The sequence below is a fragment of the Streptomyces sp. NPDC021562 genome, from assembly GCF_040640875.1.
Classification (GTDB): Bacteria; Actinomycetota; Actinomycetes; order Streptomycetales; family Streptomycetaceae; genus Streptomyces.
Genome location: NZ_JBFACN010000011.1, coordinates 136,661 through 153,018 on the forward strand (window position 1 = coordinate 136,661; position 16,358 = coordinate 153,018).

Genomic DNA, 16,358 nt, shown 5'->3' on the forward strand with positions numbered 1-16,358 from the left:
CAGGATCGGTCGCGCCGACGGGAAGACCGAGCGGCGTGGGCGCTGGTCACACCGTGGGCCGGGGCCCGGCGGCGCGGCGCAGCCGGTTGGCGATCGCCAGTCCCAGCCCCTCCTCCGTCGGCAAGGACGCGATGATGAGGTCGCACCCTCGCTGGTCGAGTTCGCGCAGGAACCCGTACAGCCCGCGCGCGTAGGCAGCCGTCGAGGCGGGAAGGACCACCACGGCGTGCACCTTGACGGGGGCGCCGGTGAGGGAGGGCGGAAGGAAGACGCCGACCTGGTGGCCCAGCTCCTGGGCGAGCTCCGCTTCGGCGACGACCTTCTCCGGTTCGACGAGGACGACCCGCGCCCGGGGCGCGTAGTGCGACGGATGCTGGCCCGGCGCCCGGACCTGACTCGTCGAAGGGACCGTGATCGGGCACTTCAGCACCGCTTCGAGGTCCTCGCGGGTCACCCCGCCGGGCCGCAGGATGCTCGGGATGTCGTCCGTGGCGTCGACGATGGTTGACTCGACACCCACCTCGCAGGGGCCGCCGTCCAGTACGAAGTCGACGGCATCACCGAGCTCCGCCCGGACGTGGTCAGCGGTGGTGGGGCTGACCGAGCCGAAGCGGTTGGCGGACGGAGCGGTGACACCGCCACCGAAGGCCGACAGCAGCGCCAGGGCCACGGGGTGGTCGGGGACGCGCACGGCCACCGTCTCCAATCCGCCGGTCGCTTCGAGCGGCACCCGCCGGCCGCGCCGCAGGACCAGCGTCAGCGGTCCCGGCCAGAAGCGCTCGGCAAGCAGGCGCGCGGTGGCGGGTACCTCCTGGACCCAGTCGTCCAGGTGCTCCGCGCCGCTGATGTGGACGATCAGCGGATGGGACGGCGGGCGCCCTTTGACCCGGAAGATGCGCGCAACGGCGGCGGGATCCTCGGCGTTGGCGCCCAGACCGTAGACGGTTTCGGTCGGGAGGGCCACCAGGCCGCCGGTGCGCAGCACCTCGACTGCCTTCTCGATGTCGCGGGCTCTTGCCATCACTCGAGCAATCCTCCCACCGCGCCCTCCGGGGACCTCGGAGCGCCAATGCACGCGCTCCGCCCAGCCCAACGCTGCCCGAACCGATCGGTCACCGGAGCGTCAACCGGCCGCGTCACCCTCTCCTCCTGGTCAGCGTCGTCAGCCCGGGCGGCCGACCGTGTCTCCGAGGGGCATCGTCGGCCGGCATCACCGCCGCCATCACCCGCTTGCGACCGGCTCGCGGCGCACCTCGAAGTGCGAGCAGACGGCCATGCCCAGCTCCAGCCCGTGCTGACTCACCCGGCCCGGATCCGGCGCATGCACCACCGTCAGCGGTCACGTCCGCCGCAGTGGTGTACTCGTCGGTTTCCGACTCGATCGGGTGGAGGCGGGCCTTGGCCAGCAGGTCGAGTCCCATGGAGCGGCGGGCCTCGGTCCGTTCGTCGTTCTGCTCGGCCAGGACCGCGCCGACCAGGCGGATCACTGCGGAGCGGTCAGGGAAGACCCGGACCACGTCGGTGCGGCGGCGGATCTCCGCTGAGCGGCACGTCCGCGACGGCCTTGAGGTGGCTGAACGTCTCGAGGGAGTACCGGCCGTGGTAGCGGCTCAAGCCGCTTTCTCCGACGCCGCCGAAGGGCAGGCTGGTCATGAGCAGCTGTGTCACCGGCTGGCCCCGGCGATACGCGTCAACCGGCCCGAAGACCGACCGCCAGCGTCAGTTTCAGTACCCGGTGTGGCGAGGCGAGGTCCGGAAACAGCTCCCGCAGCTGCGTCATCCGGTACCGGACCGTCTGGGGATGGACGAACAACGCCGCCGCCACCTCGTCCCGTCTGCCCTGGTGCAGCAGCCACGCCCGCAACGTCTCCTCCAGCCGCCGTGCGGTCCCGACGGGCAAGGTCCGCAACGGTGCGAGGGCTTGGGCACGCAGGTCCGCGAACGCGTCCGCGTCGGCGCTCAGCACCAGTTCGGGCAGGTGGTCATCGGTGTCGCGGATGTCAGAGGAGAGGGAGCGCGCGCGTACGGCTCGTGCGTACGAGGCGGACGCACGAGTCCATGGCCGGGCCGGGCCGACCACGGCGGTGCGGTCGGTCAGCTGCCGCAGAAGATGGGACCGGTCGGCATCGGGCACGAGCAGCACACCGGTGGCGTCCGGCAGATCGTCTAGGACCAGGGTGCTCGGGTCGAGCGTGCGGTAGGCGGGCCGGGCCTGGGCGGCGGGCAGCAGGACCGCGGTCAGCGATACCGGAGGCTGCCACCCGGCCCGTTGAGCAGAGGCGAGCAGCACGTCCGGGCTCGCGCCGGCGAGGAGGTCGCGGGCCAGGTGTTCCAGGTGACGCTCGCGGGCCCGGCCCCGGGCGGCCAGTTCGTCGGCGTGGCCAGCGGCGCTCGCGGCGGAGAGCTCGTCGATGTAGGCGAAGGTCAGCTCGGCGAACTTGGCGACCTCGGCGGCGGGCAGACCTGCGGGTACGGCACCTGCTGCCAGACATCGCCAGGCCACGCGGGCGCCGACGCGGTAGGCGCTGAGCAGGGCGTCCATCGAACGGCCGTCCCGGACCTCGCCGCGGCCCAGCTCGTAGGCCGCGTCACCGGCGTCGCCGCCTGTGGCGTTCCCGCTCGCGAGGTCCAGGTAATGTCCCAGGGCGGTGCGGACGGCCCGGCGGATGGTGGCGCCCATGTGGCCCGACAGCGCGTTGGCGTACGGAGGGACCTCGTCGATGATCGCCTGGACGACCTCGTCCGCCGTGGTCTTGAGCGCGGCCCGAAGTGCGGTGACCGTCGTCTCATCCAGGGCCAGTTCGCTGACCTTCCTGATGGGGTGGCTCACGTTTTCATTCCTTGCGAACAATTCGGCCGACCAGATTCACATCCTGCGGTCAGGACTTTACGCCTTGAGGCGCACCAAGCTGGAGCCATGACGAGTACAGCCCTCCGCAGCAGGGCGTGGAAACTGCTGGAGATGGTCACGACGCCGCTGCTGCCGTCGGACTACCTCGACCTGGTCAGCCCGCTGCGTGCGGGCGCCGACCTGCGTGGGCGCATCGAGGCCGTGCACCCCGAGACGAGTGACGCCGCGACCATCGTGATCAGACCGGGACGGGGCTGGCGCGGCCACACGGCCGGTCAGTACGTGCGGATCGGGGTCGACGTCGACGGCGTACGCCTGTGGCGTGCGTACTCGCTCACGTCACCGGCAAAGCGCCAGGACGGCCGCGTCACGATCACCGTCAAGGCGATCCCGGGCGGCAAGGTCAGCAACCACCTGGTCCGCAGGGCGAAACCGGGCACGCTGGTCCAGCTCGACCAGGCGACCGGTGACTTCGTGCTGCCGCCGGCCAAGCCCGCCAAGGTGCTCTACCTGACGGCCGGCAGCGGCATCACGCCCGTGATGGGCATGCTGCGCGACATCGAGTTCGACGACGTCGTCATGGTCCACTGCGCGCCACGGGCGCAGGACGTGATCTTCCGCAGCGAACTGCACGATCTGGTCGCGGACGAGAAGCTGCGGCTCATCGAGGTGCACACCGACACGGACGGCATGCTCGACATCGCCCGTCTCGACGAACTCGTGCCCGACTGGGCCGGGCGCGAGACCTGGGCGTGCGGGCCCGCGGGCCTGCTCGACGCCGCCGAAGGGCACTGGAGCGAGCACGGCGTCCAAGAGCGCCTGCACACCGAACGCTTCCGCCCCGGCGTCGTCGTCGCCGGCGACGGCGGCGAGGTCACGTTCAGCGCCACCGGCAAGACCGTCGACGCGGACGGCGGCACGCCGTTGCTGGACATCGGCGAGGGGGCCGGCGTGCTCATGCCCTCCGGGTGCCGCATGGGCATCTGCTTCGGCTGTGTCACGCCGCTCAAGGCGGGCGCCGTCCGCGACCTGCGCTCCGGCGAGATCACCGAAGCCGCGCCGGGCGTCCTCATCCAGACCTGTGTGTCCGCCGCGGCGGGCCCCTGCGACATCGACCGGTAGGAGCACCTTGACCGCCATCGACCCCACCGCCCACCTGACCGCGGAACAGATCGAGGAACTCGGCCGCGAACTGGACGCGATCCGCGACGAGGTGATCGCCAGTCGCGGCGAGAAGGACGCCGCCTACATCCGCAAGGTCATCTCGGCGCAGCGCAAACTCGAGCTGGTCAGCAGGGGGGTGCTGCTGTTCTCGATCTTCCCGCCCGCGTGGCTGCTGGGCACCGCCGGGCTGTCCGTGGCGAAGATCATGGACAACATGGAGATCGGCCACAACATCCTGCACGGCCAGTGGGACTGGATGCGGGACCCGAAGATCCACTCCACCACCTGGGAATGGGACCACGTCTCGCCGGCCGACCAGTGGAAGCACTCGCACAACGAGCTGCACCACACGTACACCAACGTGATCGGCAAGGACAACGACCTCGGCTACGGCATCATGCGGGTCGACGAGGACCAGAAGTGGCAGCCGTTCCACCTCGGCCAGCCGCTGTGGAACTTCATCAACGCCTGCTTCTTCGAGTACGGCATCGCCGCGTACGACCTGGAGCTCGGCAAGAACCTGCACAAGCGGCGCCGCAAGAACCCGGAGTTCCGGGCGCGGGCCAAGGCCGTGGGCCGCAAGATCCGCAAGCAGGTGGTGAAGGACTACGTGATCCACCCGCTGCTGTCGGGCCCGTCGTTCCTCACCACGCTCGCCGCCACGTTCACCGCGAACCTGGTCCGCAACCTCTGGTCCCACTCGGTGATCATGTGCGGTCACTTCCCCGAGGGCGTGCAGGTCTTCGAACGCCGGTCGATCGACGGCGAGACGCGCGGCCAGTGGTACCTGCGCCAGATGATGGGCTCGGCGAACATCAGCGGCAGCAGCGCCATGCACTTCATGACCGGCAACCTGTCGCACCAGATCGAGCACCACCTGTTCCCCGACCTGCCGAGCAACCGGTACGCCGAGGTCGCGGTGAAGGTGCGCGCGCTGTTCGAGAAGTACGAGCTGGAGTACGTCACCGGGCCGCTGCCCAAGCAGGTGTTCTCCGCGTGGCGCAAGGTCTTCCGGCTCTCGCTGCCGAACAAGAAGCCCGAGGTCAAGACGCCGGACCGTGAGCAGGAGCTCGTCGCCGCCTGACGGGTACCAGCGCCTGGCTCGCGAACCCGAGGTCAGGCGCGTCCGCAGGCTGTTGCCGCTCGGGCGGCAGGTCAGCTGCTGGATGTGCTGCGGGATGCCCGGCGCGGCGCTCGCATCGGCGTCCGCCCCCGGACGCCTGCCCGGGGTGGCTCAGGCGTCGATGATGACGGGGATGATGAGGGGCCGACGGCGGTAGGTGCGGAACGCCCAGTTCGCCACTGCCCGGGCGAGGAGTTGCTCGAGTTGGCGCGCGTCCCCGACGCCTTCCTCGGCTGCGGTGGCCAGGGTCTTCTCGATGACGGGAATGACCGGCTCGAAGGTGGCGTCGTCGTGGACGAAGCCACGGGCCAGGAAGTCGGGGGCCTCGGCCAGGGCGCCGGTGTCCGCGTCGACGATCGCCACCACGGTGACCACGCCTTCGGCGGCGAGGGTGAGGCGGTCCTTGAGGGACGCTTCGGTGGCGCCGCCGACTTCCATGCCGTCCACGTAGACGTTGCCTGCGGGGACCTTGCCGGTGATGGACGCGCGCCCGTCGATCAGGTCGACGACGACTCCGTCCTCGGCGATGACGACCCGGTCGGGGTCGACACCGGTACGGATGGCGAGGTCGGCGTTGGCCCGCAGGTGGCGCCATTCGCCGTGCACGGGCATGACGTTGCGGGGTTTGACGATGTTGTAGCAGTAGACGAGTTCGCCGGCGCTGGCGTGCCCGGAGACGTGCACCTTGGCGTTGCCCTTGTGGACCACGTGGGCGCCCCACCGGGTGAGGCCGTTGATCACCCGGTAGATGGCGTTCTCGTTGCCGGGGATGAGGGAGCTGGCCAGCAGGACGGTGTCGGCCTTGCCGATGCGGATCACGTGGTCGCGGTTGGCCATCCGGGACAGCGCGGCCATCGGTTCGCCCTGGGAGCCGGTGCACACCAGAGTGATCTTGTGGTCCGGGAGCTTCTCCAGCTCCTTTGTGCTCACCACCAGGCCGGAGGGGACCTTCAGATAGCCAAGGTCACGGGCGATGCCCATGTTGCGGACCATCGACCGGCCGACGAAGGCGACCTTGCGGCCGTGCTGGTGGGCGGCGTCCAGGACCTGCTGGATACGGTGCACATGGCTGGCGAAGCTGGAGACGATGACCCGGCGCGGCGCGGTGCGCATCACCTGCTCGATCGCCGGGTTCAGCTCACGCTCGGAGGTGGTGAAGCCAGGTACTTCGGCGTTGGTGGAATCGGTGAGGAACAGGTCCACCCCCTCCTCGCCGAGGCGCGCGAAGGCGCGCAGATCGGTGATGCGGTCGTCGAGAGGGAACTGGTCCATCTTGAAGTCGCCGGTGTGCAGCACCATCCCGGCCCGGGTGCGGATGGCGACCGCGAGGCTGTCGGGGATGGAGTGGTTGACCGCCACGAACTCGCAGTCGAAGGGACCGAAACCACGCCGGTCGCCCTCCCGCACTCGCACCGTGCGCGGCCGGATGCCGTGTTCCTTGAGCTTGGCCTCCAGGAACGCCAGCGTCAGCTTGGAGCCGACGACGGGAATGTCGGACCGCTCGCGCAGCAGGTACGGCACGCCGCCGATGTGGTCCTCGTGGCCGTGGGTGAGGATCACGGCCACGATGTCGTCCAGACGGTCCCGGATCGAGGTGAAGTCCGGCAGGATCACGTCCACGCCGGGCTGGGTCTCCTCGGGGAACAGCACACCGCAGTCGACGATGAGCAGCTTGCCCGCGTGCTCGAAGACGGTCATGTTGCGGCCGATCTCACCCAGGCCGCCCAGGGCGATGACCCGCAGCCCTCCTTCGGGAAGGGGCGGGGCGGCTTTCAGTTCGGGGTGCGGATGGCTCATACCCTGACGGTACCCGGAGAGCGGACAGGGTGATCCATCACCTCCTCCCGACAGGGTCGGGGCATCAAACGGGTGTCCGCAGGACGGCTGCCAGTTCGCGGCCCGGCTCTCGTCTGCCACGTCGTGCAGTACGCGTCCAGTGCTCGCCCGGAGCCTCGATGGCGACGCGAAAGACGGCGTCCTGCTCCTCGGCCTGCCGGTACGCCGCTTTGAATGCCGCCATGAGCCTGGACCCCACCATCGACCCCTCAGCCGAGCGTGTGTTCAATCTGCCCGCGGCTGATCAACTCACCGCGGGGTGCTACGAACGCTGGAATTCGCCCACACAGGTGGGGCCTCACTGCTCTGTTCGGCTCACACCTGTCCGTAAGTCAGGCGGACAGGGGAAGCGCCGAGCGTTACGGAAGCCGGCTCGTACGGGCCGGGCAGGGGCGCAGATGCGGCCGTAGGGCGGGTCCGGCAGGTGAAGCCGAGTTGGGTCATGGCCCTGAGGACTTCGCCGGTGCTGAAATCGCGGCGATCCTGGCGAGTGGCGACCTGGCCGACCTGCTTGGCCGGGTAGCGGTTCAGCCAGAGAGGGCGAGGTCGCCCAGAGCGTTGCCGTGTCCGTCGGCAACGGGCGGGGCCCCGAGCCGGCGGCGGTGCATCGCACGCTCGGCTTCGGCCCTCGTGGCCGGCGGCGAGGCGAAGGACCCGATGACGTCGGCGATGTCACGCAGGCGGATCCGGTCCGTGTATCCGGAGCCGTCCCGAACGGCCGTGAGCCGGTCCCGGGTGACCAGACCGGTGGGCAGACCGTCTTCGTCGCAGACGACCAGATGCCCCGTACGGGCGGCGGTCATCACGGACAGTGCCACCTCCACGGTCATGTCCTCCCAGACCTGTGGTCCGGCCGCGTCCGCGGGATGGGCCGCCGTCTGCACGGCCTTGGTGCGTGTTGAGTGGAACTGCGTCTTCTGGTCCAGCGTCAAAAGTGCCTCCTGCGCAGTTGGGCGGGCTTGCTGACACGAAGTTTTCATGCCGCCGCACCGGCGGTGGACTGCCGTACGAGCGCACGGCGGGCCGCCGAGGCGGGGCGGCGCCGACCGCGTGAGGTGGCGCCGCGCTTCTTGGGGCGTTCGACCACCGGTGCAGTGATGACGACCGGGATGCCGGAGGGTGCCTGAGCACCGGTGATGCGGCGCAGGGCCTCATCGCCGGCACGGATCTGGGTGGTCTGCGGGACGATGCCTGCCGCTGCCATGAGGCGGGTCATGCCGCGACGCTGGTTGGGGGTGACCAGGGTGACGACACTGCCGGACTCTCCTGCACGGGCGGTGCGGCCGCCGCGGTGGAGGTAGTCCTTGTGGTCGGTCGGCGGGTCGACGTTGACGACGAGGTCGAGGTTGTCGACGTGGATGCCGCGCGCCGCGACGTTGGTCGCTACCAGCACGTTGACGTGTCCGGTCTTGAACTGTGCCAGCGTGCGGGTGCGCTGTGGCTGTGACTTCCCGCCGTGCAGGGCGGCGGCCCGTACCCCGCTGTTCAGGAGGTGCTCGGTGAGGCCGTCGACGGCGTGCTTGGTGTCGAGGAACATGATCACGCGGCCGTCACGTGCGGCGATCTGGGTGGTGGCCTTGTGCTTGTCGGCGCCGTGAATGTGGAGCACGTGGTGCTCCATCGTCGTGACCGCGCCGGCCGAGGGGTCGACGGAGTGCACGACGGGGTCACTGAGGTAGCGGCGCACGAGCAGGTCGACGTTGCGGTCGAGTGTGGCGGAGAACAGCATGCGCTGACCCTCGGGGCGGACCTGGTCGAGCAGGGCGGTGACCTGCGGCATGAAGCCCATGTCGGCCATCTGGTCGGCCTCGTCGAGGACGGTGACGGACACCTGGTTCAGTCGGCAGTCGCCACGGTCGATGAGGTCTTTGAGGCGTCCCGGCGTGGCGACGATGATCTCGGCGCCGGCGCGCAGCGCGTTCGCCTGTCGGCCGATGGGCATTCCGCCCACCACCGTGACCAGCCGCAGCCTCACGGAGCGGGCGTACAGGGCGAGCGCGTCGGTGACCTGCTGTGCCAGCTCACGCGTCGGTACGAGGATCAGCCCCAGTGGCTGCCTCGCCTCGGCGCGCTGCCCGGCCGTACGGGCCAGCAGCGCCAGCCCGAAGGCGAGGGTCTTGCCGGAACCGGTGCGGCCACGGCCCAGTACGTCCCGGCCGGCGAGGGAATTCGGCAGGGTCGCTGCCTGGATCGGGAACGGCACGGTCACGCCTTGCGAGCAGAGCGCGCCCAGCAGCGCCCTGGGCATGTCGAGATCGGCGAAGCCCTCCACGGCGGGAAGCGCAGGAGTGATCGTGCTGGGCAGCGCGAACTCCCCCTGGACCGCTGCGGGGCGGCGGCCGTGACCACCGGAACGGCCCGGCCCGCCGGAGCGGTTCTTGGCCGACGAACCGAATGGGCTGCCACCCCTTCCGGAGTCGGCACCACCGTTACGGGTGCGGGGGAAGCGGTCCTTCGTGCGTGTTCGGTTCATGCGGAACCTTCCTCGATACGGCGCATATCAAGGAATTCCCGCTGCAGTGAGCAGCACAGAGAATTACAAGAATGGGCCGATGGAATGCGAAAGCAAATCTGACCGACGAAAAGACCGTGCGGCACAGGAGCCGGAGTGATTGGCGCGAAGCGGATGCCATGTTCAGGTGTCCGCCGCGATGAAGCCATGAAACGGGGCGTGCACACCTGAAGGATGCGACGTGTGCGATGAGCCTACGGTTTTCGTTGTTGGTCGTCCGCAGGCGAAACCACTGCGGAAAATGCGAGTAGCTGGGGCCCGCACCCCGAAGGACGCGGGCCCCAGCTACACCTACGCGACAGTCAGCGTCAGGCGACAACGATGTTTTCGGCCGTCGGGCCCTTCTGGCCCTGCGCGATGTCGAAGGTCACCTTCTGGCCCTCCAGCAGCTCGCGGAAGCCCTGGGCGGCAATGTTCGAGTAGTGGGCGAACACATCAGCGCCACCACCGTCCTGCTCGATGAAGCCGAAGCCCTTTTCCGCATTGAACCACTTCACAGTACCGGCAGCCATGTCATTTCTCCCTTGGGGCAGTGCATCGGATCCGCGCTGCACGGACTCCGTGTCGCCGCGATGATCACCCCTCTTGGGAACCACAACTGCAACTGATATTGACAGTAGCACGCCGAAGCGGCCTGCGTACGGCGGATAATCCCACCCCACTGAATGCGGTAGAGAATCTGTCTGCCAGTCCCGTTGAAACCTTGGCTCGCGGGCACAGATTTTGACCCGGCCGGAGCGCAACGTTCGGTGCCGTGACCCGCCGTACGAGCCTCAGGGCCGGACGGCGAGGAACTGACGGCCGGGTGGAGGAAGGCCTCCTCCTCACACCCGGCACCACCTGGACGGCGGTACGACGGACCACCGGGGCATCGGCGGCTCCGCCTCACGACGCAGGAGATGGTCCTGCCACGTGGATGCCTACCGTCACCCCGGGCAGCCGCAGTCGTTTTTCACAGCGGTGAAGGGGCCCGCAACGCGCGCACTTGCGCACGTCGCGGGTCAGATCGCGGGACTCATCGAGTCAGCCGCCGCTCTTGCGCCTGAACGACCGCTGGCTCGCAGCCGGGCCGTGCGCCGAACGCACCTTCGATGCATCGGACTTGGCGGCCATGTCAGCGGCGTCCGCCTGGGCACCGCGCTTGCGCGCCAGGGCTTCGCGGAACTTGCGCTTGAGGTCGTAGTTGCCGTCGCTGTCCGGCTCCAGAGGGGACGTCTCGGGGGCATCCGGCTCCGAACCCTCCGTAGACACGGGCTCTGCGGTCATGGCGATCTCCTGGGTTCGGGGGTGGGCAAGCTCAGCTTGTCATGCCGGGCGCGGTGCGAGGCACCGGCGACATCATCGTGCTCCGTTTCGGCGGGCGTCCCTCTCGCGGCCGAAGGCGTTGACTTCGTAGGTGAGGCGCACATGACGGCTTCGGGCCGGGCCGAGGGTTGTCGATTCCCGTGGCCAGGCTGCCAGGGCAACGGCTCTCAGCCGTTGTGACGCACGAGGGCGGCCCCGCGGACCTCGGCGAGCTTGCGGACCTCGGGTTGCCCTTTGGAACGAAGCGGGCCCGGGGGTGCGCCGCGGAAGCTGGGCCCCGGTGGCGTGCTTGCGGTAGCGGCCCGACAACCAGCCGCCTGCGAGCGGGCTGGAGGCGAGGGTGCCCATGCCGTGGCGGCGCACGGCGGGTAGCACGTCCTCCTCGATGCCGCGGACCAGGAGGAGGAGCCGATGTAGCGGACCTTGCCCTGGCGGACCAGGTCGGTCAGGGCACCGAGGGTTCGGCGACGTCCGTGTCGGGGCTGGGCCGGTGCACCTGGTAGAGGCAGGCGGGTGATCCTGCTTGACCGGGTACCGCTGCGGGCCCAAGCCGGCAACGAGGAGTCGTCCAAGCGGCAGCCGACGAGCCTACGTGGCCGCGCGAACGTCGTGCGGACCCGAGGGTCGTTCGGGGAAGCGGTTGCGGACGGTCTGCGCGATGTCGGTGCCTTCGAGCAGTGTGTGCAGCAGGCGGGTGAGGGTCGCCACGTCAGCAGCCTTCAGCGTTTCGGCCATCGTGGTGGTGAGCCGGCCGGTCGCCTCGCCGAGCTGGGCGGCCAGGGACTGGCCGGCGGGGGTGAGTTCGAGCAGGACGGCGCGCTTGTCCTGCTCGTGCGGGACACGGCTGACGAGGTCGCGCTGGACCAGGGACTCGACCAGTCGGCTCGGGCTGCCCTGCTCGCAGACCAGCAGGCGCCCCAGAGCGGCCAGGGTGACCGGCTGATGCTCCGTGAGCACGTCGAGCACCTCGGCCTGTGAAGGTGTCAGACCGAGCGGTCGCAGAGCCTCGCCGAGCCGACGGCTGCCCTCACGCTGGGCGGCCAGCAGCAGGTAGCGCAGTTCGTCGAGGGCGGCGCGGGGGGAGTGGCTGGGTCCGGCGGTCACGAGCACTCCTTCGGTTCGAGCGGCCCCGGGTTCCCGACGGTGCGACCCGGGTGCGCGACCAAGCGTATCAATGACACGACATCGATGACCCTGCATTGATGACCCCCCATTAGTGACCCCACATCGATGACAACACATTGATGACACAACATCGATGTCGTGTCATGATGTTCCTGCCTGGCGGGAACGGCCCGCCAGGGAGAAGGAGCATGGTCATGCGCAGTGACTTCGTCGTGCTGGGTGCGTCCGGAACCACCGGCGGCCTGATCGCCGAAGAGCTCGTCCGGCAGGGCGGGCGGGTCGTGCTGGCCGGCCGGGACGCCGCACGGCTGGCCCGGACCGCGGCCCGGTTCGAGGACAGGGCGGTGTCGGTCCTGGGGGTGGACCTCACGGATCCCGCGTCGCTGGCCACGGCGGCCGGTGCGGGCAAGGTCCTGGTCAACACGGTCGGTCCGTTCGCCCGGCTGTCCCCGGCGGTGGTGGCCGCCTGCCTGGACGCCGGCACCGCCTACCTCGACCTCGCCAACGAGCGGTCCGCCGTGCGCGCGCTGCTCGACCGGGACGCCGAGGTGCGCGAACGGGGCGCCACCCTGGTGACCGGAGCCGGATTCGGGCCGGCCGCCACCGAGGCACTGGTACTGGCCCTGCTCGCCGCGGGTGCCGGCGCGGCCACGGTGAAGGTCGCCGCCGCCCCGCACAGCGCGTACGACACGGAGGGCGTGCGCGGCACCGTCGCCGAGGCCATGACCGAGGGAGCCACCCGCTACGAGGCAGGTGCGCTGGTGCGCGCGCCGCTCGGCGAGGGCGCCACCACCCTCACCTTCGGCGGCGCGACCCGCACCGTGATCCCGGTACCGACGGGAGACCTGGAGGCGGCACGGGAGGCGAGCGGTGCCCCGGAGGTCATCGCGTACGCGGTGCCGCGCGGCAGTGGGGCGGGTGACGGCCGCTCCCACGCATACGCGGAGCTCACTGACGCGGACGGGCGGGTGCACACCGCTGAGCTGAGCACCGGCGAGGGGTTCGCGTTCACCGCGGCGGTGGCCGCCGCCACCGCCGCCCGGCTTCTCGACGGGCCACCGCCCGGCGCCTGGACGGCAGCGCGGCTGCTCGGACCCGAACTGATCGCGTCCCTGCCCGGCACCACGATCCGACCGGGCCGGTGAGCGCGATGACCACGGTGCACCGTCTGGGCGACCACCTGGTCAACTTCTACCTGGTCGACACCGGCCCGTCCCTGCTGCTGGTCGACGCCGGACTGCCCGCGCACTGGAACAGCCTGGAGACCGCGCTTCGCGGCCTCGGTCGCCCGGTCACCGACATCGCGGCGGTGCTGGTCACCCACGGCCACCCGGACCACGTCGGCGTCGCCGAGCGGATTCGCGCGGCCTCCGGCGCCGACGTGTGGGTGCACGAGTCCGACGCGCCGATCCTCACCGAGCCCCGGCAGCTGAACAAGGTCTGGACGCCCGAGCGTTCACTGCTCGGCTACGCGGTCCGCCGCCCGAGCGGCCTGCGCGCGCCGCTGCACCTGGCCCGTGGCGGCGCCCTGCGCGTCCCGGCCGTCCGCTCCGTGCGCACCTTCAGCGGCGACCAGCACCTCGACCTGCACGGAGCGCCGTTGGCCGTGCACACACCCGGCCACACGCACGGCTCCACCAGCTACCTCTTCCCGGACGCCTCGCTCGCCTTCACCGGCGACGCCCTGGTCACCCACGACTCGGTGACCGGCCGGGTCGGGCCGTGCGTCATCTGCCGGGCCTTCACCCAGGACAGCCATGCCGCGCTGGCCTCGCTCGACAAGATCGCCGGACACGAGCTCACCAGTGTGCTGCCGGGCCACGGCGAACCGTGGACGGACGGCTTGGCGCGGGCCGCGCGGCAGGCGGCGGCGAGCGGAATCCGTTAGCGCGTCGGCTGCGGAACACGGGGCGACGGCAGGCGGCAGCCCTGGCCTTTTTCGGATCACGGGATGGGCAGAGGGGGCCGGGGCGGTCATCGCCGAGCGGTGCCGGATGAACCGGTTCGCCGGCGCCGGTGGAACGGGCGAGGTCCGGCCGGCGCGCACAGGAACGGGGTGTGTTCCCCACGAACTGGGTGAACCATGGAAGCCGAAGCGCCCCCAGGCGCAGACAGGCCGCGCTCCAGGCCGAGGGCCGGCTCATACGGCGCGGACCGGCGGAAGGAGCACCTGCGATGAGCGAAGCCGAAGGGCGTCCCGCGGACATCGGCCAGGTGCTCGGCGACCGACCGGACGGCGAACCGTCACAGCAAAGTGGGCTGATGGATCTTCTCGGGGTCGCGGCCGTGCTGCTGGACGCCGAGGGGCGGGTCGTCCTGTGGAGCCCGCAAGCCGAGGAACTGTACGGCTACACCGCCGAGGAGGCGCTCGGGCAGTACGCCGCGCAGCTCCTGGTCCCGGAAGAGCACTGGGACTGGGTGCTCAAGAAGTTCGCCGAGGTCATGGAGACGGGCGGGCGCTGGGGCGGCACGTTCCCCGCCCGGCGCAAGGGCGGCGGCACGCGGCTGGTGGAGCTGCGCAACATGCGGCTCATGGACGACCGCGGCGACTTCTACGCCCTCGGCCTCGGCACCGACTCACCCACACTGCGCGAGGTGGAGCGGGACATCGCCCTGTCCACCCGGCTGATCTCCCAGTCCCCCATCGGAATCGCCATCCTCGACCCCGCCCTGCGGTACATGTCCATCAATCCGGCGCTGGAGCGGATGCACGGCATCCCCGCGAGAGACCACCTGGGCCGCCACTACCGCGAGATCATGTATGACGCGAAGTTCGCGGTGCCCGAGGCCGCGATGCGGGAGGTCCTCGACACCGGGATCCCCCTGATCGACCAGTCCACCATCGTCGGCCACAGCCCGGCCGACCCGGAGCCGCGCCTGCACGCCTGGACCATCTCCGCCTACCGGCTCGAAGACACCCAGGGCCGCGTGCTCGGGGTGGCCGAACTGGTCACTGACGTCACCGAGCGTTACCAGTCGGCCAGGGAGGCGAGCGCGACGCGGCGGCGCCTGGCCGTGATCGCCGACGGCTCCGCCCGCATCGGCACCACCTTGGACGTCGCGCAGACCGCCCGGGAGCTGGCCGACGTCACCGTGCCCGAGCTCGCCGACGTGGTCTCCGTCGACGTACTGGACTCCGTCCTGGACGAGCACCGGCCCCGTACCCGGGTCGGTCCGGCGTTCTTCCGTGCCCTGGCGCTGAAGGCGGCCTACCGCACCGAGGCGGCCGAGGCCGCCGATCCGCCCGGCCACATAGCCGCGTACGACGACGACCGCGTGGCCACCCGCTGCGTGCGCACCGGCCGGCCCGTCCTGATCCCCCACGCCGACGGAAACGACCTGGCACGCATCGCCCGCGACGAGCACGCCGCCACGCTGCTGGCCCGCGCCGGAGTGCACTCCTACATGGCCGTCCCGCTGACCGCACGCGCCACCGTCCTCGGCTTCCTGGGCCTGACCCGCGCCCGCGACCCACAGCCCTTCGACGAGGACGACCTCGCCATCGCCATCGAACTGGCCTCCCGCACCGCGGTGTGCATCGACAACGCCCGCGCCCACCAGAGCGTCCGCAACGCCGCCGAGACCCTTCAGCGCAGCCTGCTCCCCCACCATCCACCCAGCCTGCCCGGCCTGCAGATCGCCTCCCGCTACCAGCCCGCACAGGCCGCCTACGAAATCGGCGGCGACTGGTACGACGTCCTCCCGCTGGGCGGCGACAAGACGGCCCTCGTCGTGGGCGACGTCATGGGCAGCGGTATCGACGCCGCTGCGGCCATGGGCCGTCTGCGCACCGCGACCGCCGCCTTCGCCGGCCTCGACCTCGACCCGACCCGCGTTCTGGAGCAGCTCGACACGATCACCTCCGGACTGGAGCAGTACATCGCCACCTGTCTCTACGCCGCCTACGATCCGCACCACGGCGAGTGCCACATCGCCAACGCCGGCCACCTGCCCCCCGTCCTCGTCCGCCGCGGAGACCATCCCCAGCTGCTCGACCTGCCCACCGGCACCCCGCTCGGCGTGGGCGGCGTCCGCTTCGAGACCACCACCGTCGGCCTCGACCCGGGCGACCAACTGGTCCTCTACACCGATGGGCTGGTCGAAACCCGCCACCACCCCATCGACGAACGCCTCGACACCCTCCTGCACGTCCTCGACGCACCCGACTGCCCGCTGGAGGAATCCTGCGACCGTCTCCTGCACGATCTGAGGCAACCCGACGACCACGACGACGTCGCCCTGCTGATCGCCCGCGCCCAGTCGTTCCCGCCAACGGGCGCACAACGCCCCCGCTAGGACGTCGTGGACGGTTCGCCCGATCGTCCAGCGGTGTCGGCCCGAGCCGGCTGGACGTGCCGCCCGACGCCTGAGGTGTCCTCCTGTCAAACGCCGGGCCGAAGGCGCCGAGAGCGACGCGACCGACGTCATGGCTGCGGGAGCCG

The 16,358-nt window shown here is 70.4% G+C and carries 13 protein-coding genes and 5 pseudogenes; 5 read left to right on the plus strand and 13 right to left on the minus strand.

The window, feature by feature from the left end; genetic code table 11:
* Window positions 1–46: 46 nt before the first annotated feature.
* The 5 genes and pseudogenes from AB0G52_RS18905 to AB0G52_RS18925 all read right to left on the minus strand — a co-directional run bounded on the left by AB0G52_RS18905 (window position 47) and on the right by AB0G52_RS18925 (window position 2,830).
* The gene (locus AB0G52_RS18905; protein WP_361337356.1) at window positions 47–1,021 is read right to left on the minus strand and encodes an L-threonylcarbamoyladenylate synthase; all 975 of its coding nucleotides are present in this window, start codon (window positions 1,019–1,021) and stop codon (window positions 47–49) included.
* Between the two features lie 115 nt (window positions 1,022–1,136).
* Window positions 1,137–1,321 (minus strand): annotated as a pseudogene (locus AB0G52_RS18910) (hypothetical protein); the annotation flags it as partial.
* Between the two features lie 121 nt (window positions 1,322–1,442).
* Window positions 1,443–1,538: pseudogene (locus AB0G52_RS18915) on the minus strand (transposase); the annotation flags it as partial.
* Window positions 1,498–1,677 (minus strand): annotated as a pseudogene (locus AB0G52_RS18920) (aldehyde dehydrogenase family protein); the annotation flags it as partial. The pseudogenes AB0G52_RS18920 and AB0G52_RS18915, both read right to left, overlap by 41 nt.
* A 13-nt stretch (window positions 1,678–1,690) precedes the next feature.
* Window positions 1,691–2,830, minus strand: coding sequence for a helix-turn-helix domain-containing protein (locus AB0G52_RS18925; protein ID WP_361337358.1), 1,140 nt, complete (start codon window positions 2,828–2,830; stop codon window positions 1,691–1,693).
* Between the two features lie 87 nt (window positions 2,831–2,917).
* Between AB0G52_RS18925 and AB0G52_RS18930 the strand changes: the two genes are divergently transcribed.
* The gene (locus AB0G52_RS18930; protein WP_132891383.1) at window positions 2,918–3,973 is read left to right on the plus strand and encodes a ferredoxin reductase; all 1,056 of its coding nucleotides are present in this window, start codon (window positions 2,918–2,920) and stop codon (window positions 3,971–3,973) included.
* Between the two features lie 7 nt (window positions 3,974–3,980).
* Entirely contained in the window at window positions 3,981–5,099 is a 1,119-nt protein-coding gene (locus AB0G52_RS18935; RefSeq protein ID WP_132891384.1) for an acyl-CoA desaturase, read from the plus strand.
* 150 nt (window positions 5,100–5,249) lie between these two features.
* On the opposite strand, the gene AB0G52_RS18940 is transcribed toward AB0G52_RS18935, so the two are convergent.
* The 8 genes and pseudogenes from AB0G52_RS18940 to AB0G52_RS18975 all read right to left on the minus strand — a co-directional run bounded on the left by AB0G52_RS18940 (window position 5,250) and on the right by AB0G52_RS18975 (window position 11,895).
* A complete protein-coding gene (locus AB0G52_RS18940; protein ID WP_361337360.1) occupies window positions 5,250–6,935 on the minus strand; it encodes a ribonuclease J in 1,686 nt (561 codons plus the stop codon).
* A 354-nt stretch (window positions 6,936–7,289) separates the two neighbouring features.
* A pseudogene (locus tag AB0G52_RS18945) lies at window positions 7,290–7,496 on the minus strand (SCO5918 family protein); the annotation flags it as partial.
* Window positions 7,497–7,501: 5 nt separating this feature from the next.
* A complete protein-coding gene (locus tag AB0G52_RS18950; RefSeq protein WP_361337533.1) occupies window positions 7,502–7,858 on the minus strand; it encodes a CBS domain-containing protein in 357 nt (118 codons plus the stop codon).
* Window positions 7,859–7,950: 92 nt separating this feature from the next.
* Window positions 7,951–9,447, minus strand: a complete 1,497-nt coding sequence (locus AB0G52_RS18955) for a DEAD/DEAH box helicase (RefSeq protein WP_361337362.1) — start codon at window positions 9,445–9,447, stop codon at window positions 7,951–7,953.
* A gap of 347 nt (window positions 9,448–9,794) precedes the next feature.
* On the minus strand, window positions 9,795–9,998 hold the full coding sequence (locus AB0G52_RS18960) for a cold-shock protein (protein ID WP_086699230.1): 204 nt from the start codon (window positions 9,996–9,998) through the stop codon (window positions 9,795–9,797).
* Window positions 9,999–10,509: 511 nt separating this feature from the next.
* A complete protein-coding gene (locus AB0G52_RS18965; protein ID WP_361337364.1) occupies window positions 10,510–10,752 on the minus strand; it encodes a DUF5302 domain-containing protein in 243 nt (80 codons plus the stop codon).
* A gap of 321 nt (window positions 10,753–11,073) precedes the next feature.
* Window positions 11,074–11,296, minus strand: a pseudogene (locus AB0G52_RS18970) (aldo/keto reductase); the annotation flags it as partial.
* Window positions 11,297–11,379: 83 nt separating this feature from the next.
* The gene (locus AB0G52_RS18975; protein WP_361337366.1) at window positions 11,380–11,895 is read right to left on the minus strand and encodes a winged helix DNA-binding protein; all 516 of its coding nucleotides are present in this window, start codon (window positions 11,893–11,895) and stop codon (window positions 11,380–11,382) included.
* Between the two features lie 215 nt (window positions 11,896–12,110).
* Between AB0G52_RS18975 and AB0G52_RS18980 the strand changes: the two genes are divergently transcribed.
* The 3 genes from AB0G52_RS18980 (at window position 12,111) to AB0G52_RS18990 (ending at window position 16,212) form a co-directional block, all read left to right on the plus strand.
* Entirely contained in the window at window positions 12,111–13,061 is a 951-nt protein-coding gene (locus tag AB0G52_RS18980) for a saccharopine dehydrogenase NADP-binding domain-containing protein (protein WP_361337368.1), read from the plus strand.
* A gap of 5 nt (window positions 13,062–13,066) precedes the next feature.
* Window positions 13,067–13,804: an MBL fold metallo-hydrolase gene (locus tag AB0G52_RS18985; RefSeq protein ID WP_361337370.1), complete on the plus strand. Its 738-nt coding sequence runs from the start codon at window positions 13,067–13,069 to the stop codon at window positions 13,802–13,804.
* A gap of 287 nt (window positions 13,805–14,091) precedes the next feature.
* A complete protein-coding gene (locus tag AB0G52_RS18990) occupies window positions 14,092–16,212 on the plus strand; it encodes a SpoIIE family protein phosphatase (RefSeq protein ID WP_361337372.1) in 2,121 nt (706 codons plus the stop codon).
* Window positions 16,213–16,358: the final 146 nt, after the last annotated feature.